The sequence below is a fragment of the Lentisalinibacter orientalis genome (assembly GCF_040706535.1).
GTDB lineage: Bacteria > Pseudomonadota > Gammaproteobacteria > Steroidobacterales > Woeseiaceae > Lentisalinibacter > Lentisalinibacter orientalis.
Genome location: NZ_JAPDRJ010000001.1, coordinates 1,276,660 through 1,297,327 on the forward strand (window position 1 = coordinate 1,276,660; position 20,668 = coordinate 1,297,327).

General features: G+C 68.4%; 21 protein-coding genes. 11 read left to right on the forward strand and 10 right to left on the reverse strand.

The window, feature by feature from the left end; translation table 11 throughout:
• The first annotated feature begins 75 nt into the window (after positions 1-75).
• From ACJMK0_RS05625 to ACJMK0_RS05655, 7 genes are all read left to right on the forward strand, one after another.
• Positions 76-612: an RNA polymerase sigma factor gene (locus ACJMK0_RS05625; protein WP_405236331.1), complete on the forward strand. Its 537-nt coding sequence runs from the start codon at positions 76-78 to the stop codon at positions 610-612.
• Positions 613-620: 8 nt separating this feature from the next.
• On the forward strand, positions 621-1,076 hold the full coding sequence (locus ACJMK0_RS05630) for a hypothetical protein (protein ID WP_405236333.1): 456 nt from the start codon (positions 621-623) through the stop codon (positions 1,074-1,076).
• Positions 1,063-1,485 carry a hypothetical protein gene (locus ACJMK0_RS05635; RefSeq protein ID WP_405236335.1) on the forward strand — a complete coding sequence of 141 codons (423 nt, stop codon included), beginning with the start codon at positions 1,063-1,065 and terminating at the stop codon, positions 1,483-1,485. Before ACJMK0_RS05630 ends, ACJMK0_RS05635 begins: the two co-directional genes overlap by 14 nt.
• A gap of 124 nt (positions 1,486-1,609) precedes the next feature.
• Positions 1,610-3,277, forward strand: coding sequence for a DUF1800 domain-containing protein (locus ACJMK0_RS05640; protein WP_405236337.1), 1,668 nt, complete (start codon positions 1,610-1,612; stop codon positions 3,275-3,277).
• A 13-nt stretch (positions 3,278-3,290) separates the two neighbouring features.
• Positions 3,291-4,631, forward strand: a complete 1,341-nt coding sequence (locus ACJMK0_RS05645; RefSeq protein WP_405236339.1) for a DUF1501 domain-containing protein — start codon at positions 3,291-3,293, stop codon at positions 4,629-4,631.
• Positions 4,632-4,739: 108 nt separating this feature from the next.
• Positions 4,740-5,267: a fasciclin domain-containing protein gene (locus tag ACJMK0_RS05650; RefSeq protein WP_405236341.1), complete on the forward strand. Its 528-nt coding sequence runs from the start codon at positions 4,740-4,742 to the stop codon at positions 5,265-5,267.
• 207 nt (positions 5,268-5,474) lie between these two features.
• Positions 5,475-5,876: a hypothetical protein gene (locus ACJMK0_RS05655; RefSeq protein WP_405236342.1), complete on the forward strand. Its 402-nt coding sequence runs from the start codon at positions 5,475-5,477 to the stop codon at positions 5,874-5,876.
• Positions 5,877-5,927: 51 nt separating this feature from the next.
• On the opposite strand, the gene ACJMK0_RS05660 is transcribed toward ACJMK0_RS05655, so the two are convergent.
• From ACJMK0_RS05660 to ectA, 4 genes are read right to left on the reverse strand one after another with little or no spacing between them, the layout of a single operon-like run.
• Positions 5,928-7,361, reverse strand: a complete 1,434-nt coding sequence (locus ACJMK0_RS05660) for a sodium/proline symporter (RefSeq protein WP_405236344.1) — start codon at positions 7,359-7,361, stop codon at positions 5,928-5,930.
• Between the two features lie 58 nt (positions 7,362-7,419).
• Positions 7,420-8,853 (reverse strand): aspartate kinase, encoded by a 1,434-nt coding sequence (locus ACJMK0_RS05665; protein WP_405236345.1) that lies wholly within the window; start codon positions 8,851-8,853, stop codon positions 7,420-7,422.
• 23 nt (positions 8,854-8,876) lie between these two features.
• Positions 8,877-10,181: a diaminobutyrate--2-oxoglutarate transaminase gene (ectB, locus tag ACJMK0_RS05670; RefSeq protein WP_405236347.1), complete on the reverse strand. Its 1,305-nt coding sequence runs from the start codon at positions 10,179-10,181 to the stop codon at positions 8,877-8,879.
• 18 nt (positions 10,182-10,199) lie between these two features.
• Positions 10,200-10,721, reverse strand: coding sequence for a diaminobutyrate acetyltransferase (gene ectA / locus ACJMK0_RS05675; RefSeq protein WP_405236349.1), 522 nt, complete (start codon positions 10,719-10,721; stop codon positions 10,200-10,202).
• A gap of 324 nt (positions 10,722-11,045) precedes the next feature.
• Here ectA and ACJMK0_RS05680 point away from each other — a divergent pair, with 324 nt between their 5' ends.
• Positions 11,046-11,546, forward strand: coding sequence for a MarR family winged helix-turn-helix transcriptional regulator (locus ACJMK0_RS05680; RefSeq protein WP_405236351.1), 501 nt, complete (start codon positions 11,046-11,048; stop codon positions 11,544-11,546).
• Between the two features lie 16 nt (positions 11,547-11,562).
• Here the strand turns inward: ACJMK0_RS05680 and ACJMK0_RS05685 are convergent, their stop codons facing one another.
• The 4 genes from ACJMK0_RS05685 to ACJMK0_RS05700 all read right to left on the reverse strand — a co-directional run bounded on the left by ACJMK0_RS05685 (position 11,563) and on the right by ACJMK0_RS05700 (position 15,146).
• On the reverse strand, positions 11,563-12,060 hold the full coding sequence (locus tag ACJMK0_RS05685) for a thioesterase family protein (RefSeq protein WP_405236353.1): 498 nt from the start codon (positions 12,058-12,060) through the stop codon (positions 11,563-11,565).
• Positions 12,061-12,134: 74 nt separating this feature from the next.
• Entirely contained in the window at positions 12,135-12,851 is a 717-nt protein-coding gene (locus ACJMK0_RS05690; RefSeq protein ID WP_405236355.1) for a polysaccharide deacetylase family protein, read from the reverse strand.
• The gene (locus ACJMK0_RS05695; RefSeq protein ID WP_405236357.1) at positions 12,844-13,995 is read right to left on the reverse strand and encodes a glycosyltransferase; all 1,152 of its coding nucleotides are present in this window, start codon (positions 13,993-13,995) and stop codon (positions 12,844-12,846) included. The genes ACJMK0_RS05690 and ACJMK0_RS05695 overlap by 8 nt, the downstream gene beginning before the upstream one ends.
• Positions 13,992-15,146, reverse strand: a complete 1,155-nt coding sequence (locus tag ACJMK0_RS05700; protein WP_405236359.1) for a sulfotransferase family protein — start codon at positions 15,144-15,146, stop codon at positions 13,992-13,994. The genes ACJMK0_RS05695 and ACJMK0_RS05700 overlap by 4 nt, the downstream gene beginning before the upstream one ends.
• Before the next feature lie 200 nt (positions 15,147-15,346).
• Here ACJMK0_RS05700 and ACJMK0_RS05705 point away from each other — a divergent pair, with 200 nt between their 5' ends.
• Entirely contained in the window at positions 15,347-15,871 is a 525-nt protein-coding gene (locus ACJMK0_RS05705) for a high-potential iron-sulfur protein (protein WP_405236361.1), read from the forward strand.
• Positions 15,872-16,043: 172 nt separating this feature from the next.
• A complete protein-coding gene (gene ppdK / locus ACJMK0_RS05710) occupies positions 16,044-18,812 on the forward strand; it encodes a pyruvate, phosphate dikinase (RefSeq protein WP_405237900.1) in 2,769 nt (922 codons plus the stop codon).
• Position 18,813: 1 nt separating this feature from the next.
• On the opposite strand, the gene ACJMK0_RS05715 is transcribed toward ppdK, so the two are convergent.
• The gene (locus tag ACJMK0_RS05715) at positions 18,814-19,266 is read right to left on the reverse strand and encodes an Lrp/AsnC family transcriptional regulator (RefSeq protein WP_405232382.1); all 453 of its coding nucleotides are present in this window, start codon (positions 19,264-19,266) and stop codon (positions 18,814-18,816) included.
• A gap of 140 nt (positions 19,267-19,406) precedes the next feature.
• Between ACJMK0_RS05715 and ACJMK0_RS05720 the strand changes: the two genes are divergently transcribed.
• Positions 19,407-20,030, forward strand: coding sequence for a cysteine dioxygenase family protein (locus ACJMK0_RS05720; RefSeq protein WP_405236363.1), 624 nt, complete (start codon positions 19,407-19,409; stop codon positions 20,028-20,030).
• Positions 20,031-20,061: 31 nt separating this feature from the next.
• Here the strand turns inward: ACJMK0_RS05720 and ACJMK0_RS05725 are convergent, their stop codons facing one another.
• Complete coding sequence (locus tag ACJMK0_RS05725) at positions 20,062-20,433, reverse strand: DUF6491 family protein (protein WP_405236365.1); 372 nt, start codon at positions 20,431-20,433, stop codon at positions 20,062-20,064.
• Between the last annotated feature and the right edge of the window lie 235 nt (positions 20,434-20,668).

Sequence of the window (20,668 nt, forward strand, 5' to 3'; positions counted from 1 at the left end):
GCCGACCTTTTCGTCACGGCGGGTAAACCTCGCCGGCCCCGGCTGCACTAACCGGTCAAAGAGGGATTGCATGTTTTGACCGAGCCGTCCGATGTCGAGTTGGTGCAGCGTTTCCGCTCCGGGGACCCGGAGGCCTTCGATGCCATCGTGCGGCGCTACCAGGACCCGCTTTACCGGCTCGCGAGCGTGTGGCTGTACAACCCGCAGCACGCCGAGGACGCGGTGCAGGACGTCTTCCTGCGGGCCTGGCGCGGGTTGCGGCGCTTTCGCTTCCGTGCGGCGCCGTTCACCTGGCTATACCGCACGGCGCGGCACGTGTGCAACGAGTACAACCGCCGGCGCACGAGCGAGGCGCTGGACGGCGAGCCCGCCGATCCGGCCGTCGGCCCGGAGGGGCGCGCGGGCGAGCTGGAGGCGGCAAGGCGAGTGCGCCGGCTCGTGGCCGTGCTGCCCGGCCGCCAGCGGGAGGTGGTGATGCTGCGAATATTCGAGGAGCTGTCGGTGGCCGATACGGCGAAGGCGATGGGGTGCCGGCAGGGCACCGTGAAGGCCCTGCTGCACAAGGCCGTCCGGCGCTTGCGGGAGAACGGCATGGAGGGACTCGGCGGATGAGCCGGCGCGTGAACGACGAAGGAATGGGTGTCGAGATGGACATGGAGACGGACATCGAGGCCATCAGGAGGGAGTACCGGCGCCTGAAGGCGCCGGATCATACGCTGCGCCGGGTGCACGCGCGGCTCCCCGAGGCACGGCCGCGGCACCTCATCCTGCCTGCCGCTGGGGCGGCGCTGGCCGCCACACTGGCTGTGGCCGCATTGCTGCTGGCCCTGCCCCGGGCCGAACACGGCGAGGCGGAGATACGGCCGACCTCCCTGACGGTGCTCTCGCTGGCGGCGGGCAGCAAGCCGGCCGGGGCCATGCCGGGCCTGTCGTCCGTCCGCGGCATGAGCCTGCCGGCGCCACCGGGCCCGGCCACCGGCGCGGGCGCCGTCGCGCCGTCGCCGACCGACACGGAACTGGAAGACCTGCGGAATCACTCGCGGGACGAAGAGGAGAAGGACCATGCGAACAGCTAGACGGGGATCGAAGGCAAGGGTATGCGCGCTCATCGCGGCGGCAGGTCTGGTCGCGGCGGCGCCGTCGCTGCCGGCGCAGTCGATGGACGAGCTCTCGAGGATGCAGACCTTCCTCGGCATCATGACCGACTACATGGCCATCATCGAGACCACCCACGAGATCAGCGCCGAGCCGGAGAAGGCGGCCATCCTGCAGATGCAGAAGATGAAGGAGATCTACGAGGAGCGCGGCGAGAAGGCGCGGGTCGTGGAGGAGCTTCGTCGCGTGCTCGACAACAGCCGCAATCAGGCCATCCGCAACGCGGCTTACGTGCTCATGAGCGACACCCTGAAGGAGACGGGACGCTCCGCCGAGGCGATCGAGCTGCTGCGCCAGGGGCTGGCCGAGAACCTGAAGGCGGCCGAGTAGCGGCGCGGGATGTGGCGTGGGTCACGGCTTTCGTGTCCGGCGCCGGGCAAGGTGCTTGTCAACCCGGCCGGCGCGGAAACGTTGTTGTTTCTCGTGCCGATCAGACGGAACGCGGGGTGGCAGGATGACGGGAAGGTTACGGGCATACGCATCGGGGTCGAGGGCCGCGCTCCTTCTGGCGGCCTCGCTGGCACTCACTGCCTGCGGTGGCGGCGGCTCCTCCGGGGGCGGCTCCGAACCGCCTCCGCCTCCGCCGCCGCCCTCGGTCAGCAAGACCGAGGCGTTCCGGTTCCTGAACCAGGCGACCTTCGGCGCCACCGAGGCCGGGGCCGACGCGGTGGTCGAGAGCGGCATCGAGGCCTGGATCGACGAGCAGATGAATACGCCGGCCTCGCTGCAGCTGCCCTACCTGCGCTCGCTGCCGCGGCCGGATTTCCCCGGTCAGCTGCAGCCGGACCGGGTGGACGTCTGGTTCCGCAACGCGGTGGACGGCCCCGACCAGTTGCGCCAGCGCGTGGCCTTCGCCCTGTCCCAGATCATGGTGGTCTCCCAGCTCGGTGCGCTCGAGGGCGCACCCTGGGCGCTGGCGGACTACTACGACACCCTGGCCGAACACGCCTTCGGTAATTTTCGCGAGCTGATGGAAGCGGTCACGCTGCATCCGGCCATGGGCATCTACCTCAGCATGCTCGGCAACGAGAAACCGAACCCGGCGCTGAACATCCGTCCGGACGAGAACTATGCCCGGGAACTCATGCAGCTGTTCACCATCGGTCTCGTCGAGCTGAACGTGGACGGCACGGTCAAGACCGACGGCGCCGGCCAGCCGATCCCCACCTACGACCAGTCGGTCATCGAGGGTTTCGCCCACGTCTACACGGGCTGGCACTTCGCCGGCGCGCCGAGCTTCGAGCAGGCGCGCATCACGTCCTTCAACCAGACGCAACCGATGGCGCTGTGCGAGGCGTTCCACGACACCGGGGCGAAGCAGCTGCTCGACGGTGTCGAGCTGCCGGCCGGCCAGTCCGGCGAGGAAGACCTGCGCGCCGCGCTGGACAACATCTTCGGTCACCCGAACGTGGGGCCATTCGTCGCCACGCGGCTGATTGAGCGCCTGACCACGAGCAATCCGTCGCCGGCCTATGTGCGGCGGGTGGCCGAGACCTTCAACGACAACGGCGCCGGCGTGCGCGGCGACCTCGCGGCGGTGGTGCGGGCGATCCTGTCCGACCCCGAGGCGCGGCCGGACGACGCGCTGGACACCGACGGCAAGCTGAAGGAGCCGCTGCTGCGCCTGACCCAGCTCTGGCGCGCCTACGACGCCCGCAGCGAGAGCGGGGCCTTCCCGTTCGGCTTCGCCTACATCCTGCTGGGCCAGGGACCGCTGCAGTCGCCCTCCGTGTTCAACTTCTACAGCCCGTTCTACGCGCCGCCCGGCGAGATCCGCGACCGCCGGCTGGTGGCGCCCGAGCTGCAGATCGCCACCGAGTACCAGAACGCGCTGATCACCAATCTGATGCTGGCACAGGCGTTCGTGAACCACTCCGAGAACCCGGACCTGGGGCCGGACGACGTGTTCATCGATATCGGCGAGGAGGTGGCGCTGGCAGATGATGCGGAGGCGCTCGTGGCCCGGGTGGCGGACAAGCTGCTGGCCGGCGAGATCTCTCCGCTGCTCGCGCAGGAGGCGGTCGGGATGGTGGAACGCATCCCGGCCGGCGACCCGATAGCCAGGGCGGCCGAGGCGATCTACCTCGTGGCTTCGTCGCCGGAATACGCCTACCAGCGCTGAGGGGAAGGACATCATGGCAATCATCAATCGACGCGATTTCCTGAAGCTGGGCGGCGCCGGCGCCGCGCTGGCCGCCTGCCCCGGTCTGCACGTGGCCGCCGCGCCCGGCCCGTTCGACGACTACCGGGCACTCGTCTGCGTGTTCTTTTTCGGCGGCAACGACTCGTTCAACATGCTGGTGCCGGTGAGTGACGCCGAGTACGGCGTGTATGCGGCCTCGCGCCAGAATCTGGCCATCCCGCAGGACGATCTGCTGCCGATACAGCCACTGGCCTCCGACGGCACGGACTACGGCCTGCATCCGTCCATGCCCGAGGTGCAGGGCCTGTTCGAGAGCGGGCGTGCCGCGTTCGTGAACAACGTGGGTCCGCTGATCCAGCCGGTGACGAAGGCCGCATTCCAGGCCGGCTCGGCGGTGCTGCCGCCGCAGCTGTTCTCGCACAACGACCAGCAGGATCAGTGGCACTCGCTGAAGGGCAGGAACCCGACCGCTACGGGCTGGGCCGGACGCATCGCCGACCTCATCCGGCTGGAAGTCTCCGGGCAGCAGCTCGCCACCAACGCCTCGCTGTTCGGCAACACCCTGTTCCAGTCGGCCAGCGAGACCGTGGCCTACGTGATGGGGCCGCAGGGCCCGGTGCCCTTCGAGGGCTTCGGCGACAGCGGCATCTTCCTGGAACAGCGCCGGGCGTTCGAGCGCATCATCGGCGGCGAGTACGGTTCCATCTACGAGCGCGGTTTCGCCGACGTGCAGCGGCGTGCGGTGGATGCCGCGGACCGGGTCAGCGGGGCCATTGCCGGCGCGCCGGAGCTCGCCACCGCCTTCCCGGCCTCCCAGCTCGGCGAGCAGCTGCGCACGGTCGCACGGCTGATCGCCGTGCGCGACGAACTCGCCATGGAACGCCAGATCTTCTTCGTGGCCGCCGGCGGCTTCGATACCCACGACGATCAGGCGGAGCTGCAGCCGGGCCTGCTGGCCGGCGTCAGCCAGGCGATCGCCGCCTTCCATGCGGCGACGGTGGAACTCGGCGTCGCCGACAGCGTGACCACGTTCACCCAGTCGGACTTCGGCCGCACGCTGACCTCCAACGGCGACGGTACGGACCACGGCTGGGGCGGCATCCAGCTGGTGGTCGGCGATGCCGTGAGGGGTCGGGAGCTGTACGGAGCCTATCCGCTGCTGGCGATCGACGGGCCCGAGGACGTCGGCGGCGGGCGCATGATCCCGTCCGTATCGGCGGACCAGTACGCCGCGACGCTCGCCCGCTGGTTCGGCATACCGGACGCCGACCTCGCCCAGGTGGCGCCTCACATCGACAACTTCATCCAGCGCGATCTCGGCTTCCTGCTCTGAGGCTCCTGACGCCGCGTCGAGGTTCTGTCTACCCTGCCGCTCATCCGTTATTCACGGGGCCGCGAAGACAGTCGCGAGTCTTACGACAACCCCAGAGGAGAGAGCGACATGACAAGGACGACGAACCCTTCCAACATCCGCACCGTGCTGGCGATGGGACTGCTGCTGCTGGCGGCGGCCACCACCGCGGTCGCGGGTCATCACAAGAACATGGAGAAGAAGGCCGACAAGGACATCGTGGACACTGCGGTGGCCGCGGGTGACTTCACCACGCTGGCGGCCGCGCTGGATGCGGCGGGCCTGGTGGGCACGCTGAAGGGCGAGGGCCCGTTCACGGTGTTCGCGCCCACGGATGCGGCGTTCGCCGCGCTGCCTGAGGGCACGGTGGAGAGCCTGCTGAAGCCCGAGAACAAGGAGCAGCTGGTTTCCATCCTCACCTACCACGTGGTGCCCGGCAAGGTGACGTCCGGCGACGTCGTCAAGCTGGACAGCGCCACCACGGTGAACGGTCAGTCGGTCGCCATCGAGGCGAGCGGCGGCAAGGTGACGGTGGACGGCGCCACGATTACGGCCGTGGACATCGCGGCCAGTAACGGCGTGATCCACGTGATCGATCAGGTGATCCTGCCCGAGTGAGGCGCGTGAGCTGAATCGTGAACCGGGTCGGTGCCACGGAAGGCGCCGGTCCGCAACCGGTCGGAGGGCCGGCACGACCCCGACGGGCCGTGTCGGCCTTTTTTTTGTGCGGCGGCTTCTTCCCCGGCCATGGCCGCCGCAGGTGCCGCGGCGGCGCAAACTTGTTAGCCTTCCGTTCCGGATTCACAGCCAGAAAGGATGAGCGACATGGCCGAGGGCCCCGACGAGAAAGAGATGGAGATGTCCGTCGACGACCTGTATCGGGAGGAGGTCTTCACAGATCAGCGGGTGGGGACGATCCGGCGGATGACCCCCGTCACCGCCGAGGGCGCGGACGATGCCTCACGGGCCGTGCAGTACGTGGGCCAGACCCAGCTGCTGACGCCGGCAGGCGCGCTGCCCCTGTCGTTCGAGATCGAGGCGAGCTCCCTGGGCGATGCCGCGCGGAAGTTCGGCGCCGGCGCCGCGGAGGCGGCCGAGGACACGATCAGGCGGCTGGAGGAGATGCGCCGGGATGCGGCCTCTTCCATCGTGGTGCCGGGCTCGGAAGGCGCCGGCGGCATGCCCGATCCCCGTCTGCAGGGCGGCGGCGGAAAGTTCAAACTGTAAGGAAAAAGGTGTCCGGCACCCGGTTCTTGCGTTTCTGAACTTGTTGGCGGGTCAGGCTTCCTGGCTTGCCTTGGCCTCCGCCGTATCCCCGGTGGGGGAGAGCATCGGCCGCGTGGCGTGGTAGGTGAGCCAGCCGGCGAGCATGCCGGGCATGCCCTCGTAGATGTCGTTGTGCCAGCCGAGCCAGCGCCAGCCGATGGCCACCGCGACTCCCACTCCGATCATCAGCAGCGCCTGGCTCTCGGCCACCCGCAGGCCGCGGGAGTAGACGTAGAGCAGCGGCCCGAAGGCGCTGGCCAGCGCCGACCAGGAGAAGATCACCAGCGCGAACACGCTCTGCGTTCCGTTCAGGGCGATGATGAGGGCCAGCACCACAATCAGCAGCGTGCCTGCCTTCAGCTCCAGTGGCTTCTCGATCTTCTGCGGCAGCAGATCGTGGGTGAGGGCCGAGGAGCAGCTGAGTACCAGCGAGTCGGCGGTGGAGATGGTAGCTGCGAACAGGCCGGCGATCACGACCCCGGCGAAGATGCCGGGCAGCAGCTCCATGGCCATCGTGGGCAGCGCGAGTTCCGGATCCATGCTGCCGAGGTCCGGCAGCAGCAGCCGGGACAGCAGGCCCACGCCGGCGGCCAGCGAGTAGAATACGGTGAAGAAACCGTAGTAATACATGCGCGTCCGGCGCAGCTTGCCGGCATTCTCGAGCGCCATGAAACGCACCATGATGTGGGGCTGGCCGATGACGCTCATGCCGGCGAACATCCAGCCGACCACGAACAGCAGTGGGCCCGCGGGTGCGTCCAGCCTGAGTTCGTCGGGGAAGGGTGCGAGGAAGCCGGGGACGGTGGAGAGTTCCTCCACGGCGCTGCCCACGCCGCCGACGCTCACGAGCGCCACCACCAGCATCAGCGCCATGGCGAAAAGCATGACCACGGACTGGGCCACATCGGTCCAGATCGAGGCCCGGATACCGCCGGCCAGGCAGTACAGTGCCACCATGGTCGCCACCAGGATGGCGCCGCTGCTCGGCGTCCAGCCGAACATCGCCTGCAGCGCTTTGCCGCCGGCCGTGAGCTGGGCGGCCGCGTAGGCACCCAGGAAGGCAAGGGTCAGCAGCGCCACCACGATGCGCAGGATGCGGAAGTCCGTGTAATGCCAGCAGGCCAGCACGCCCGCGAAGGTCACCTCGTTATGCTTCTCGGTGAATTCGCGCAGCCGCCGATGGATGACCAGCGACATGAGGAAGTCGCCGACGATCCAGCCGATCATCACCCACAGCGACGCGACGCCGGCCGCATAGGTGTAGCCCATGAGGCCGATGAACATGAAGCCCGAGTTGTTGGTGGCGATCGCGGACAGGCCCGCGAAGGCGGGCGAGACGTCGCGGCTGGCCAGGTAGTAGTCGTCCTTGGTGCCGCGGCTGCGCATCACCGAGGCGAGCCCGATCAGCACGAAGATGGCCATGGCTGCGATGAAGCTGGTCAGCATCTGCGATTGCCGGGCTTGCGCGAGTCGCGGTGGTTGGCGTGGGGCGGCGGCCCGCGGCTCAGGCCGCGTTACGGTCGCCCACGGTGTCCCGGTTCTCGACCAGCCGTTCGTGCAGCGCCTTGATCGTCGCGTCGTAGTCGCCCTCGTCCACGATGATCTGGATGTCCACCTGGCGCATGCCCTGGTGCAGGGCGATCACGTCGATGCCCGATTCGTGCAGGCAGCCGACCGTGTCCGCCAGCAGGCCGGGCCGGTTGAGGTCGGTGCCGATCACCGAGACCAGGCCCACCCGGCGCAGGTCGATATCCGCGTGGGGGAACAGGCGCTCCAGCTCCGCGATGGCATGCTTGGCCCGGCTCAGCGTGCCGGTGACGAAGTGAGTCACGGTGTTCGCGTTCATGTCCTTCGTCACGATGCGCAGCCGGTTGTCCTCCAGCGCCTGGACGATGCGGCGGTCGGTGCCCTTCACGCCGACGATGTCCTGGTCGAAGAGCTTGATCGCCAGCACGGCGCGGCAGCCGGTCACGATCTCCACGCAGGGTTCGTCGCTCACGTAGTCCTGCCGGATCACCGTGCCGGGGTCGTCCGGGTCGAAGGTGTTCCTGATACGCAGCGGGATCTCGGCCTGGCGCAGCACTTTCGCCGCGCGGGGATGGACGGCCTCCATGCCCATGTTGGAGAGCTGGTCGGCGACGTCATAGTTGGTGTTGCCGATCTTCTGCACTTTGTCCTCGCCCACGATCAGGGGGTCGGCGCTGCTGAGGTGATACTCCTTGTGGATGATCGCCTCGCTGGCGCCGGTGCGGGCGGCGACGTGACTGAAGGTCACCTCGGTGTAACCGCGGCCGTACTCGCGGAAGAGCCCGCTGTGGCACTGGGTGTAGCCGGTGACGATGGGCAGCTCCGCCTCGAAGTCGATGCCCTGGAGGCCGATGTCGATGCGCTCCTCCAGCGTGCGCGGCTTGTCGTCGCGCCAGCCGGTGAGGTCGACGAAGCGGGCCTCCACGCCGTGCATGCGCAGCAGCAGGGCCGTGTTGAACGCGCTGTGGGCCTCGCCGAGGGCAGAGAGCATCTCGCGCACCGTCATCATGTGCTCGCCCAGATGGAAGTGGCCGTAGGAGCACAGCCGCTGCAGGTCGATCAGGCAGCTGCGCACGCCCTCGATGCGCTCGAGCACGAACTGGTTGGCCGGCTCGCGCACGCCCGGATCGGTGAAGATCTCCTCGTTCTTCTCGATCATGCGGCGGCACACCTTCGTGAGTGCGTCGCCCCAGGCCCAGTCGGACTCGCTATGGCTGTACAGGGTGTAGACGCCGGGCTCCTTGGTCTTCTTGTCCTCCAGGAGCTCGTTGGTCATGCCGGCGTAGGCCGAGACCACGAAGATGCGGTTGTACGGGTCGCCCTTCCGCCGCGACGGCAGGAAGACGTTGTTCAGCGCCGCTTCGGCGTCGGCGATCGAGGTGCCGCCGATCTTCTCTACGGTGTGACTCATGCTTGCTGTGCTCCTCGCGCCATTCAGGCGCTGTCGCTGGCGGCGACGTCGAAGCTCTCCGCGAGCGCCGTCAGGCCCCGCTCGAGTTCGTCGTCGCTGATCGTGAGAGGGGGCAGGCACTTGACCACCTCGTCGAAGGAGCCGCTGGTCTCGATCACGAGACCGCGCTCCAGCGCGGCGCGGCATACCCTGCCGGCGGTCTCGCCGTCGGGGCACGCGATGCCGATCATGAGGCCGCGGCCCTTGACGGTGAGTTCGAGGGGCGACGCGGCGGCGATCTCCTCCAGCCGTGAGCGGAGGATGCCGGCCTTGCGCCTGACGTCCTGTTCGAAGCGCGGCGTCGACCAGAATTCCTCCAGCGCGGCGGCGGCAGTAACGAACGCATGGTTGTTGCCGCGGAACGTGCCGATGTGCTCGCCGGGCTCCCACTCGTCCAGGTCCGACTCGATGAGCAGTACCGCGAACGGCAGGCCCATGGCGCTCAGGGATTTCGACAGCGTCACCATGTGCGGCCGGATGCCGGACGGCTCGAAGCTGAAGAAGTTGCCGGTGCGACCGCACCCGGCCTGGATGTCGTCCAGGATGAGCAGGATGTCGCGGGCGCGGCAGATCGCCTCGAGACGCTTCAGCCAGGCCTCGCTGGCGACGTTCAGGCCGCCTTCGCCCTGCACCGCCTCCACGATGACGGCGGCGGGATGACCCACGCCGCTGCTCGGGTCGTCCAGTGTCTTCTCGAAGTAGTCGAGCGTGTCCACGCCTTCGCCCAGATAGCCGTCGAAGGGCATGCGCACGACGCCGCTCATCGACACGCCGGCGGCATCCCGGTGATGGCGGTTGCCGGTTAGCGACAGCGCGCCGAGCGTGACGCCGTGGAAGCCGTTGGTAAAGGCGACGATGGTCTCGCGGCCCGTCACCTTGCGCGCCAGTTTCATGGCGGCCTCGACGGCGTTCGCGCCGGTCGGGCCGGTGAACTGGGCCACGTAGTCCAGGTTGCGCGGCTTCAGGATGCGCTCGTGGAAGGTCTCCAGGAAGCGCTTCTTCGCCGCGGTGTGCATGTCCAGGCTGTGGGCGATGCCGTCACCGGCGATGTAGTCCATCAGTGCCTCTTTCAGCACCGGATTGTTGTGGCCGTAGTTCAGGCTGCCGGCGCCGGCCAGGAAGTCGAGATACACGTTGCCGTCGGCATCGACGAGTTCGGTGCCGACCGCTTTATCGAACAGGACCGGGATCGAGCGGCAGTAGGAGCGCACGTCCGACTCGAGGCGCGCGAACACGCCGCCCGTGTGAGCGTTACTGGAAAGGTCGATCTTCTCAACGGTGGTTTTCATGGCGTTTCTCGATTTCTCTCAGTCTGTCTGAATTTCAAAAGGGCCGATAATCAATTCGTGCTCGCTCTCGTGCTCGCCGCCGAAGTGCTCGTCCTGATCGAACAGCACGTTGTCTTCGGTCGGCGCGCCCAGTTTGCGGGCGAGGCCCTGGAACATGGCCCAGGAAGCCTCGTTCCCGGCCGTGATGGTCGTGCGGATGTAGTGCAGGTGCTCGTTGCCTGGCCGCTCCAGGATGTCCATGATGAGCCGCTTGGCCAGGCCATGGCCACGGGCCCGTTCGTCGACGGCCACCTGCCAGACGAACAGCGCGTCCGGATGCGGGGGCGGGCTGTAGCCGGAGACGAAGCCCACGGCATCGCCTTCCGCTTCCGCCAGCGCGCTGGTCGCGCCGAAGTGGGTGCACTGCAGCAGGTTGCAGTACATGGAGTTGGTGTCCAGCGGCGGGCAGCGGCCGATGAGGGCGTGGACCGCGGCGCCGTCGGTGGATACCGGCGGGCGGATGGAGATAACAGAATCTTTCTGGATTCTCTTTGCTTGCATGGTTTGCCTGGTCGGGGAATCTGTCGAGTGGGGCTTATGTCCGATGCGGCGGGAATGGGCCCGATAGACTGATAATAGTCCTATCGGAGCCCTGTCGGGTGCCCGGCGTCTTACAGTTGACAGATATTTCGATATTCAATTAAAAAAGCTGATCGAATAGCGCTACAATTTTAGAAAATAGCGATTAGCGGCGCAACTTTGATTTGAGGGTCAAAGTACTCCTTTCAAGAGAGCGGGTGTCCGGCGGGCACAAACATCACTGGGATCAGGGACCTGCAGACCTTCCGGCGGATGCCGGCGAATGGCGACGAGAGTGACGGGGCGATGACAGAGAAGGACGAGATGCTGGAGAAGGAGGTGCTGACCGCGCTGCGCCGCGTGTTCCGGGCGACGGACCTGGACGCCAAGTCTCTCGCGCGGCAGACCGGCCTCACCACGTCCCAGTTGCTGGTGCTGGAGCTGCTGTCGATGGCGGGCGAACTCACGGTGGGCGGGATCGCCTACAAGGTCGGTCTCACCCAGGGCACGGTCACTTCGATGATCGACAAGCTGCAGCAGGGCGGCCTCGTCGTGCGCCGGCGCGGCAGCGCCGACCGGCGGCAGGTCAAGGTCAGCCTGACGCCGGAAGGCCGGGAGCTCGTGGCCCGGGCGCCGACGGCGCTGCAGACGCGCTTCCTGGAAGAGTTCTCCGCCCTGCAGGACTGGGAGCGCCATGCCATCGTCGCGGCCCTGCAGCGGGTGGCGGACCTGATGGGGGCCGAGAAACTGGATGCGTCCCCGGTGCTGGACGTGGGCCAGATCGGCGAGACGCCGCCCACGCTGTAGGGGTTCGTCCGCAGCCTCAGGCCGACATCACGCCGCAGAGCGGCGGGTCCCACGCCAGCTGGCGGTGCTCGGCCACCAGCCGGTCCAGTTGCGCGGCGATGTCCGCCGGGAACGGTGCCGTGCGACGGTGCGCCAGGTCGGCGCCGCTGGTGATGTACTCGAGCGTGGCCGCCAGGTTGTCGCGGCTGTCGTTGACGATGAACATCACGCCGTGGAAGCGCTTCTCGCTGCGGTCCACCAGGCGGGCATGGATGCTGACCGATTCGCCGACGTGGATTTCGTTCAGATAGTAGAGGTGGTGCTCCAGGTCGAACAGACCCTGGCGACGGTCCCGGAAGTAGGAATCCTCCATGCCCATCTCCTGCACCATGGGCCAGCCGCCGCGCTCGAACAGGGTCATGTAGAACTGGATGTTCACGTGGCCGTTCTGGTCTTCCCAGTCGGCCGGGATCACGTGAGTCATGAGCGCAGGGAGCTGCCGGACCTCGGCCGCCGAAGGTTGTCGTGGCCTCATCTTCTCTGCCGTCGTGAGCGGACCAGGCGCATAAGCTACCCGCCGGGCCGCAGGTCCGCCAGTCCGGCGGGCGCTCAGCCGGCTCCGGCGCTCGCGGTGAGCCGGCGGGTGCCGCCTGCCGCCCTGGCGATGAGACGCTCCAGATCGCGGGCCAGCAGCAGTCCGGGGTCATGGGGGTGGATGGCGAGCCGCAGCGGCCTCCCCGGCGCCGCCAGCGCGAGGGCCGCCCGGTTGAGCCCGCGCAGCACCAGCGCCCTGAAGCGTGTGTCCGCCTCGAAACCGGCGAGCGGCAGGAGTCGGAAGCGCCCGGTTCCTGCGTCGTACAGCCCGGTGAGGGTCTCGAAGTAGCGGAAGCCGAGGCCGTGCAGGCGCCGCCGCGGGATGGAGCCCATCGCCCAGGCCGGAGGCACGTAGGTGTCGGGCTGGGGCAGGCCGTGGCGCGGGAACCATTCGCCGCAGCGGCGGACCAGCGCCTCGATGCCGGCCGCGTCCAGACACAGATGTTCCGCCACGTCGCGGGAGATGAGCGCGCTGTGCAGGCGGTGCCGGAGCCCCCGGATCCGGGCGCAGCGGTGCTGCCAGCCGTGCCCGGCCAGGGTATGGCCGCGGGCCAGCAGGCCGTGCAGTCGGTCCAGGGTCTCGCCCGTCCAGCCGACGCCGGGGACCACGAGCAGCGTCGCGGTACCGGCGCCGGCGGCCTCGAGCGCGGCGAGGATGCCGGCCACCCGGTCGAGGGTCTCCGGCATCACGTCGTGCACCGAGACCAGGATCTCGGACGCCGCCTCAGCCACCGTCGGCGTCTCCCTGCAGCCAGCCGATCCAGGTGCGCAGATTCCAGTCGTTCAGCCGGCGCGCAGCCAGATGGGCCTGGCGGCCCATTTCGGCGCGCACGGCCGGCGCCGCCGCGCAGGCCCGCGTGACGGCCTTTATGACGCTCTCGTCCGCGCCGATGCGGAACAAGCCGCCTTCGAGCTCGGGCCATTCGGCAATGCCGCAGTCGCCGGACACGATGACCGGCCGGCCGCGGGCCATGCCTTCGAGCGCCACGGTGCCGAACGACTCGACCCGGGACGGCAGCAGCAGCATGTCGTGGGCGTCCAGCGTGTCGATCAGCCGCTCCCGGGGCACCCAGCCCAGGTAATCCAGGTTCGGCAGCCGCGCGGCCGCGGCCGCGACGGCGGGGCGCATGGGTCCGTCGCCCGCGATGCTGACCCGCAGGTCCGGCAGCCGTTCGGCCACGTCCAGTACCGCGGGCAGGTTCTTCTCCTCGGCGAGCCGTCCGGCGAACAGGAGGCGGCGCACTTCGGCCGCGGGTGCGACGAGCGGACGGTCCAGGAACTCCCGCGGCACCGAGGTGCCCATGAGCCGCGTGCCGCGGGCGCCGAGACGGTTCGCCAGGCGGGCCATCTCCGGGGAGTTGGCCAGCACCAGGGCGCTGTGGCGGAACAGCAGCCGGTGACAGCGCTCCAGGTAGCCGCGGCTCAGCCGGCCGAAGGTGTCTCGCCAGTAGATGTCCGCCAGCTGCTCGAAGTGGGTGTGGAAGCCCGTGATCAGGGGGATGCCCAGACGCCGTGCCGCCAGCAGGCCCATCAGGCCGAACGGGCCCGGGGTGGGCACCACCACCGCGTGAGGCGCCAGCGTGGTCAACTGGCGCCAGAGCCGGAAGGGTCGCGGAAACCACAGACGCTGGGTCCGGTCCCCCGGCAGCGGCGGCACCAGCCGGCGCCGCCAGCCCCGCAGGCTGTCCTGCGGGCAGAACAGCTCGGCGCGCCCGACCCGGGAGCCGAGCTGGCCGACCAGGTCGCTGTAATACGAGCCCACGCCGTTGCGTTCGGCCACCGCGTCGGAGACGACGGCGACACGCAGGCGCTCGCAACGGGAACGGGCCGGTGCGTCTTCGCGCAGTCGGGACTGCAGCGCTTCTGTTGCCATCATGTCTGCGGCTCCTTCTTGCGTGTCCAGGCGGCGAAGCGCCGCCGCACTTCCGCCATGTCGATGCCCCAGGAGGACAGCGGCGGCGCCTCGGCCGGCACGTGGGGCCGGCGCCGCTCGAGCTGCCCGAGACGTGCCGCCAGCGCGCCGGTCACCGGGTGTCCCAGGCGGTCGTAGAGGCGGCGTACCAGCGCGGCGGGGTCGGCGGCCAGTTCCTCCATCGGGGCGGCCGCGATGCGCTCCGGCGGCAGTTCCGCGCGCAGGTCCTCCAGGTTCCGGTAATAGAAGTCCAGGCAGTCGAGCAGCCGTGCCCGGAACAGCGGGTCGTCGGGCGGGACGCCGAATAGGCGCAGGCCGTCAGTCACCGAATTGAATTGCGAGGCGATCACCTCGACGGCGTCGCGTTCGCAGACCACGATGCGGGCATCCGGGAATTCGCGTGCGAGGCTCCGCGCCATGCCGGCGAAAGCGGCGTTCTTCGACAGCAGCGTCCTGTCCGGGCCGTGGGCGTAGAGGTGGCGCTGCAGGCAGCGCCGGTACCAGGTCAGCAGCAGCCGACGCTCCGCCTCGGGCATGTCCCTGTCGAAGGTGCCCATGCGCCACACCCAGCGTGCCTCGGGGAAGGGCACGACTAGGATGAAGCAGCACAGCAGCGGCAGGAAGCAGAAGTAATCCTCTTCCGGTTCGGCGAGTCCGAGGGGGTGCTTGTCGTCGATCCAGCGCAGGGCGGCGCGGCCCGCCGCCGTGAGCGAGCGGGCCAGCGGGGACCCGATCAGCCGGTCGGCCGCGGCGAGGCCGGTCCAGAGTTTCCGCTCCGTGATGCTCGGGGCGAACAGGCACTCCCAGGTGGCGAAGGTGGTGTAGCGGCTGTCGACGGCCAGCAGGCGGTGCAGGTAGGTCGTGCCGCTGCGCGGTGCGCCGAGCACGAATACGGGCTCACGGATGGCGACCCGCCGATAGCCGCGGAAGAGCACTTCGTCCAGCAGGAAGCCGATCCAGTGCGCGGCCTGAAGCAGCAGGAGCGCCGGCAGAAACACGGCGCCGACCGCGACGCGGCGGACATAGCGGAGCGGTCCCGGGAAGCGGGAGGGGGCGAGGATCTGGCGGCAGAGCCCGGCGATCCTCGCTGCGATGCTGAACGGCGTCGCTGTCATGTCGGGGCAGGCGCGACCTGAGGGTTGATCCGTTTCGTAACCGCATCGTGACAGGAATGTGTGGCAGAAATGTTGCAGCCGGCCGCCCGCGCGGCGCGCGCCATTTGCATTGGCCGGGGCCCTTGCCGAGAATGAGAGCGCGCGGATTCGGACCGATTCTTGAACCCGTCGGCGCGAGCCGACGCTAGCGGAGACTTGTTATGAGCGAATATTCCGATCCGGCAGGACGCCGGAAATTCCTGAAGCTGGTGGGCGGCACGGTCGTGCTGGTGCCCCTCGCGGGGCTGGCGGCGTGCTCGGGCGGCGGCGACTCCGCTCCTGCGAGCGGGGGCGGCGCGAAACCGTCTGCCGACGAGGGCTCCGGCAGCGGAGCCGACATGGCGAAAGATGCGGCCGGGGATGCGGGCATGAGCCAGGAGTCGGCCCAGGAGTCCGGCCAGGCAGCGGCGGACACCGCCGAAAGCCAGGCCGGCGAGGCGGCAGCAGCCGGCGACGGTCGGCCTAAGCTGTCCGTGGACGACCCGCAGGCGAAGGCGCTCGGCTACGTGCACGACGCCACCGAGGTAGATCAGAGCAAGTACGCCCGCTATCAGCCCGGCCAGGCATGCAGCAACTGTCAGCTGTTCCAGGCCAAGGGCGACGAGGAATGGGCCGGCTGCTCCCTCTTCCCGGGCAAGCTGGTGAACGCTGCCGGCTGGTGCAGCGCCTACGCACCGAAAGCCTGAGGCCCGCTGCCCGTCAGTGGTGAACGACGGCCGCCCTCGGGCGGCCGATTTCATTGCGGCGCCCAGGGCGCCTGCCCCCACCTGAGGATTTCACGGATTGCCCCGGCCACCCCGCGGCGCGAAGGTTGAATGCAGTAGCGCAGCGGATGTGAGCGACCGATCGGGGGTGATCATGCGGTACGTGTTTGCGTTCGACGAAGGCGACGGCCGGGACCGGATGCGTCTCGGCGGCAAGGGCGCGAATCTGTGCGAGATGACGCGGATCGGCCTGAACGTGCCGCCCGGTTTCGTCATCACCACCGAAGCGTGCCTGGCGTATCTCGCCGACTCGCGGGGCGAGCTGCCCGCCGGGCTGATGGACGAAGTGCGTCGGCAGATGCGCGCACTGGAGCAGAAGACCGGCAGGATCTTCGGTGGCGCCGACGATCCTCTGCTGGTCTCGGTGCGGTCCGGCTCGGCCCTGTCGATGCCCGGGATGATGGATACGATCCTGAACCTGGGCCTGAATGACACCACCTTGCGGGGCCTGATCGCGCAAACCGGCGACGAGCGTTTTGCCTGGGACGCCTACCGCCGATTCATCCAGCTCTTCGCCAAGGTCGCCCTCGGCATCCCCGACGAGGCTTTCGACGCCGAGTTCGTCGCTGCCAAGGAGCGCGCCGGCATCTCCGCCGACGTCGATCTCTCCGCCACGGCGCTGGCGGACATCTGCCTGCGGTTCCTGGCCATCGTGGAACGCGAGACGGGGCGTGCGTTCCCCGACGATCCGGTGGAGCAGCTGGAACTCGCCGTCAAGGCGGTATTCGGCTCCTGGATGGGCCGGCGGGCCGTGGATTACCGGCGCGAGTTCAACATCACGCCGGAACAGGCCAACGGCACGGCGGTGAACGTGATGGCGATGGTGTTCGGCAATCTGGGCGAGGACTCGGCCACGGGCGTCGCCTTCACCCGTTATCCGGACACCGGCGAGAACCGGCTCTATGGCGAGTACCTCATCAATGCCCAGGGCGAGGACGTGGTGGCCGGCATCCGCACGCCGAAGCCGATCGACGCGCTCGCCGACGAGATGCCCGACATGCACCGGCAGCTGCTGGAGCTGCGCGACCGGCTGGAGCAGCACTATCGCGAGGTGCAGGACTTCGAGTTCACCATCGAACGCGGGCGGCTCTATTGCCTGCAGACCCGCAACGGCAAGATGAACGCCACCGCGCTGGTGCGCTCTTCCGTCGAAATGGTCGCCGACGGGCTGATCGACCGCCGGGAGGCGCTCCTGCGCATCACCCCCGATGCGCTGGAGCAGCTGCTGTTCCCCCGCCTCGATCCGGGTCACGGCACGGCGCCGCTCGCCACCGGCCTGGCCGCCTCGCCCGGCGCGGCGCGAGGGATCGCCGTGTTCGACGCCGATCGTGCCGAGCAGCTCGGCAGGACCGGTCAGCGCGTGATCCTGGTGCGCGAAGAGACGCGGCCCGAAGATATTCACGGCTTCTTCGCCGCGCAGGGCATCCTGACCGCGCGCGGTGGCCGCACCTCCCATGCCGCGGTGGTCGCCCGCGGCATGGGCAAACCCTGCGTGGCGGGGGCGGAGGGCATCCGGGTGGATGCGCGCATCCGTGAGGCCCATGTGGGCGAGGTGATCGTCCACGAAGGCGACCTGATCACCATCGACGGCACCACGGGCGACGTCTACCAGGGCGAGGTGCCGATGATCGAGGCCGAATTCTCGGCGGAGCTGCAGACGCTGCTCGAGTGGGCCGACGAGATGGCGGTGCTCGAGGTCCGCGCCAATGCGGATACCCCGGCGGATGCCGAGCGCGCGCTGCGCTACGGCGCCGTCGGCATCGGACTTTGCCGCACGGAACGCATGTTCAACGATGCCGACCGGCTGCCGATCGTGATCGAGATGATCCTGGCCGAGGACCGGGAGCAGCGCCAGCGGGCGCTGGACCGGCTGCTGCCCATACAGCGGCAGGACTTCGCGGGGCTGTTCCGGGTGATGTCGCCCCGGCCCGTGACGATCCGCCTGCTGGACCCGCCGATCCACGAGTTCCTGCCCTCGGAGGGGCAGCTGGTGGAGGAGATCGCCCGGCTCACCCATCTGCGCGATACCGTGCGCGGCATGGAGACGCTGAGCGATGCGGTGGATCTCATCTATCGCACCCGCCAGGAGCACCCCGAGGTACGGCGCCTCGCGGATCCGCTGCTCGTCGAGGAGGCGATAGAGCGCAAGGAGACGATGCTGGCCAAGGTGCGCCAGCTGTTCGAGGTCAACCCGATGCTCGGCCATCGCGGCGTGCGCCTCGGCCTCACGTTCCCCGAGATCTACACGATGCAGATCCGGGCCGTGCTCGAGGCGGCTGCCGAGTGCATGCGGGAGGGTCTGGAAGTGGACGCCGAGATCATGGTGCCGCAGGTCTGCACGGCCCAGGAGCTGAAGCGGGTCAAGAAGCTGGTGGACGAGGCGCACGCGGACGTCGAGCGGGAATATGGCATCGACGTGCCGTTCCGGTTCGGCTCCATGCTCGAGGTGGTGCGGGCCTGCATGCGGGCGGAGAATCTCGCCGACGAGGCGGAATTCTTCAGCTTCGGCACGAACGACCTGACCCAGGCGACGTTCTCGTTCTCCCGTGAAGACGCGGAGAACAAGTTTCTGCCCATGTACAACCAGACGCGCATCCTGCAGGACAACCCGTTCGAGGTGCTCGACAGCAAGGGCGTGGGCCGCCTGATGGAGCTGGCCATCGAGTGGGGGCGGGGCAGGAGGCCCGAGATGCCGGTGGGCATCTGCGGCGAACATGGTGGCCATCCGGCATCCATCGCGTTCTGTCACCGGATCGGATTGAGCTATGTGTCCTGTTCGGCGCCACGGGTGCCGGTCGCCCGATTGGCTGCGGCCCACGCGGCCATCGCGGGCGCGGTGGCGGTGGCCGACCGCGCCGCCTGACTCAGTCCAGCGGGATCGCCGTCGTGAACTTGAATTCCTCCATCGAGAAGCTGGAGCTGACGTCGGAGAAGTCCACCATCTCAATCATCTGCTTGTAGACGGCGTCGAAGCCGTTGATGTCGCGTACCAGCACCCGCAGCAGATAGTCGATATCGCCGCTGAGCCGGTGCACCTCCACGATCTGCGGAATGCTCTGCACCATCTCGCGGAAGCGTTCCGTCCACGCGGCGTTGTGCTGGTTGGTGCGCACGGCGACGAATACGGTGATGGGTACGTCGAGCTTGTGTCGGTCGAGCAGGGCGACCCGCTTGCGGATGACGCCCTTCTCTTCCAGCTGCTGGATGCGCCGCCAGCACGGCGTGCGCGACAGTCCCACCTGCTCCGCGATCTCGGCCACCGGCAGCGAAGCGTCCTCCTGCAGCAGCGCGAGAATCTGCTTGTCTTTCTTGTCCATGGAACCTCATCCCCCAAATCGGAACATCGTTAGGCAAATAACCTAACACGTTTCACATTCCTGGCAAATTTTGCACCCGAATGCTCCCATCTTGCTGCTACCGTTTCGGATACGTGAATGCGGGAGCAGGGAGAGAGTCCATGGGCGTTTCAGCAGACCGACTGCACGAGCGGCATTACGGCGCCGGACGGGCGGCCTCCGCGGCGGCAGAGGCCATCGATTTCGACGAGTACATCCGCCGTGTGACGGCGCTCTGCGAATCGTGCAGCGACGACCGGCTGGCGAGCCGGGTCGGCCGCGAGGTGCGGCGGCTGATGGCCGCGGACGACTGGCTGCCGGACGAATGCCGTGCGGCGGGCACGGACACGTATCGCCGTCATGTGCTCTACGCCGATCCGCGGGGACGGTTCACCGTGCTGTCCGTCGTGTGGCGGCCGGGCCAGGGCACTCCGGTGCACGGCCACACTGCGTGGGGTGCCGTGGGGGTGTACAGCGGCACGCCGAGCGTCGCCAACTACCGCCTGGTGTGCGACGGCGCCGTCGAACTCGCCTGCGAGGCGGTCTGCGCGCCGGGCGACGTGACCTGCGTGCAGCCGGGCATCGATTATCCCCACCGGGTCTACAACGCGAGCGACGACGTGGCGATCACCGTCCACACCTACGGCCGCGACCTGATCGCAGACCCGGCCAGCATCAACATCGAATTGCAGGAGCGCCTCGTAGGAGGGCCTTCAGGCCCGATCAAGATAACGAATCGGGCCTGAAGGCCCTCCTACGTTCGTTCCCGGAGCCCGCTCACTCCCGCTCATCGGGATCGGGCACCCGCTCGAAGGTACGGAAGTAGCAGCGCTCGTCCCGGGTCAGGATCGAGCTGAACTTGTCCAGGTCGCCGGTGGTGTCCGTCGCGAAGGCGATGGTGTTCGCGAACGGCAGGCTGGTGCACGGGCTGAAGAAAGTCGCCCGGTACCACTGACCGCGGCGTCCCTCGATCAGTACCGCCTTGCCATTGTCGACGGAGCGCCAGTCACGGATACCGCCCAGATCGGCGAAGTGCAGTACCGCGCTCGGGCCTGCGGGCGGCTCGTTGGGCGAAGTCTGGGTGGCGCAGCCGGCCAGCAGCGCGAGCGCTGCCGCCGGGATTAGCAGCATTCCGGCTGTGGTTTTCATTGATCCTCCTCGTTGCGGTCTGCTTTTGCCGCGTCTCTACCGGGGAAATGCGTGTGATCGGCGTCCGAATCAAGGGTGCGGTCTTTGCACGACCGGTCCGATCTGCGAAAGTGCGCTGCACCTGCCGGACGAGGGGGCGACCCATGCGAGCGGGTTCTGCATGAGCCGCGCGGGGATCATGCCGATCTGCGGCAGAGTGACGGGAAGGCGGGGCAGACGCCTGTACGGAGAGACT

Coding starts and splice junctions, on each gene's coding strand:
- ACJMK0_RS05635 (WP_405236335.1), top strand. CDS start 1,063: ATGCGAACAGCTAGACGGGGATCGAAGGCAAGGGTATGCGCGCTCATC.
- ACJMK0_RS05640 (WP_405236337.1), top strand. CDS start 1,610: ATGACGGGAAGGTTACGGGCATACGCATCGGGGTCGAGGGCCGCGCTC.
- ACJMK0_RS05645 (WP_405236339.1), top strand. CDS start 3,291: ATGGCAATCATCAATCGACGCGATTTCCTGAAGCTGGGCGGCGCCGGC.
- ACJMK0_RS05650 (WP_405236341.1), top strand. CDS start 4,740: ATGACAAGGACGACGAACCCTTCCAACATCCGCACCGTGCTGGCGATG.
- ACJMK0_RS05655 (WP_405236342.1), top strand. CDS start 5,475: ATGGCCGAGGGCCCCGACGAGAAAGAGATGGAGATGTCCGTCGACGAC.
- ACJMK0_RS05660 (WP_405236344.1), bottom strand. CDS start 7,361: ATGCTGACCAGCTTCATCGCAGCCATGGCCATCTTCGTGCTGATCGGG.
- ACJMK0_RS05665 (WP_405236345.1), bottom strand. CDS start 8,853: ATGAGTCACACCGTAGAGAAGATCGGCGGCACCTCGATCGCCGACGCC.
- ectB (WP_405236347.1), bottom strand. CDS start 10,181: ATGAAAACCACCGTTGAGAAGATCGACCTTTCCAGTAACGCTCACACG.
- ectA (WP_405236349.1), bottom strand. CDS start 10,721: ATGCAAGCAAAGAGAATCCAGAAAGATTCTGTTATCTCCATCCGCCCG.
- ACJMK0_RS05680 (WP_405236351.1), top strand. CDS start 11,046: ATGACAGAGAAGGACGAGATGCTGGAGAAGGAGGTGCTGACCGCGCTG.
- ACJMK0_RS05685 (WP_405236353.1), bottom strand. CDS start 12,060: ATGAGGCCACGACAACCTTCGGCGGCCGAGGTCCGGCAGCTCCCTGCG.
- ACJMK0_RS05695 (WP_405236357.1), bottom strand. CDS start 13,995: ATGATGGCAACAGAAGCGCTGCAGTCCCGACTGCGCGAAGACGCACCG.
- ACJMK0_RS05700 (WP_405236359.1), bottom strand. CDS start 15,146: ATGACAGCGACGCCGTTCAGCATCGCAGCGAGGATCGCCGGGCTCTGC.
- ACJMK0_RS05705 (WP_405236361.1), top strand. CDS start 15,347: ATGAGCGAATATTCCGATCCGGCAGGACGCCGGAAATTCCTGAAGCTG.
- ppdK (WP_405237900.1), top strand. CDS start 16,044: ATGCGGTACGTGTTTGCGTTCGACGAAGGCGACGGCCGGGACCGGATG.
- ACJMK0_RS05715 (WP_405232382.1), bottom strand. CDS start 19,266: ATGGACAAGAAAGACAAGCAGATTCTCGCGCTGCTGCAGGAGGACGCT.
- ACJMK0_RS05720 (WP_405236363.1), top strand. CDS start 19,407: ATGGGCGTTTCAGCAGACCGACTGCACGAGCGGCATTACGGCGCCGGA.
- ACJMK0_RS05725 (WP_405236365.1), bottom strand. CDS start 20,433: ATGAAAACCACAGCCGGAATGCTGCTAATCCCGGCGGCAGCGCTCGCG.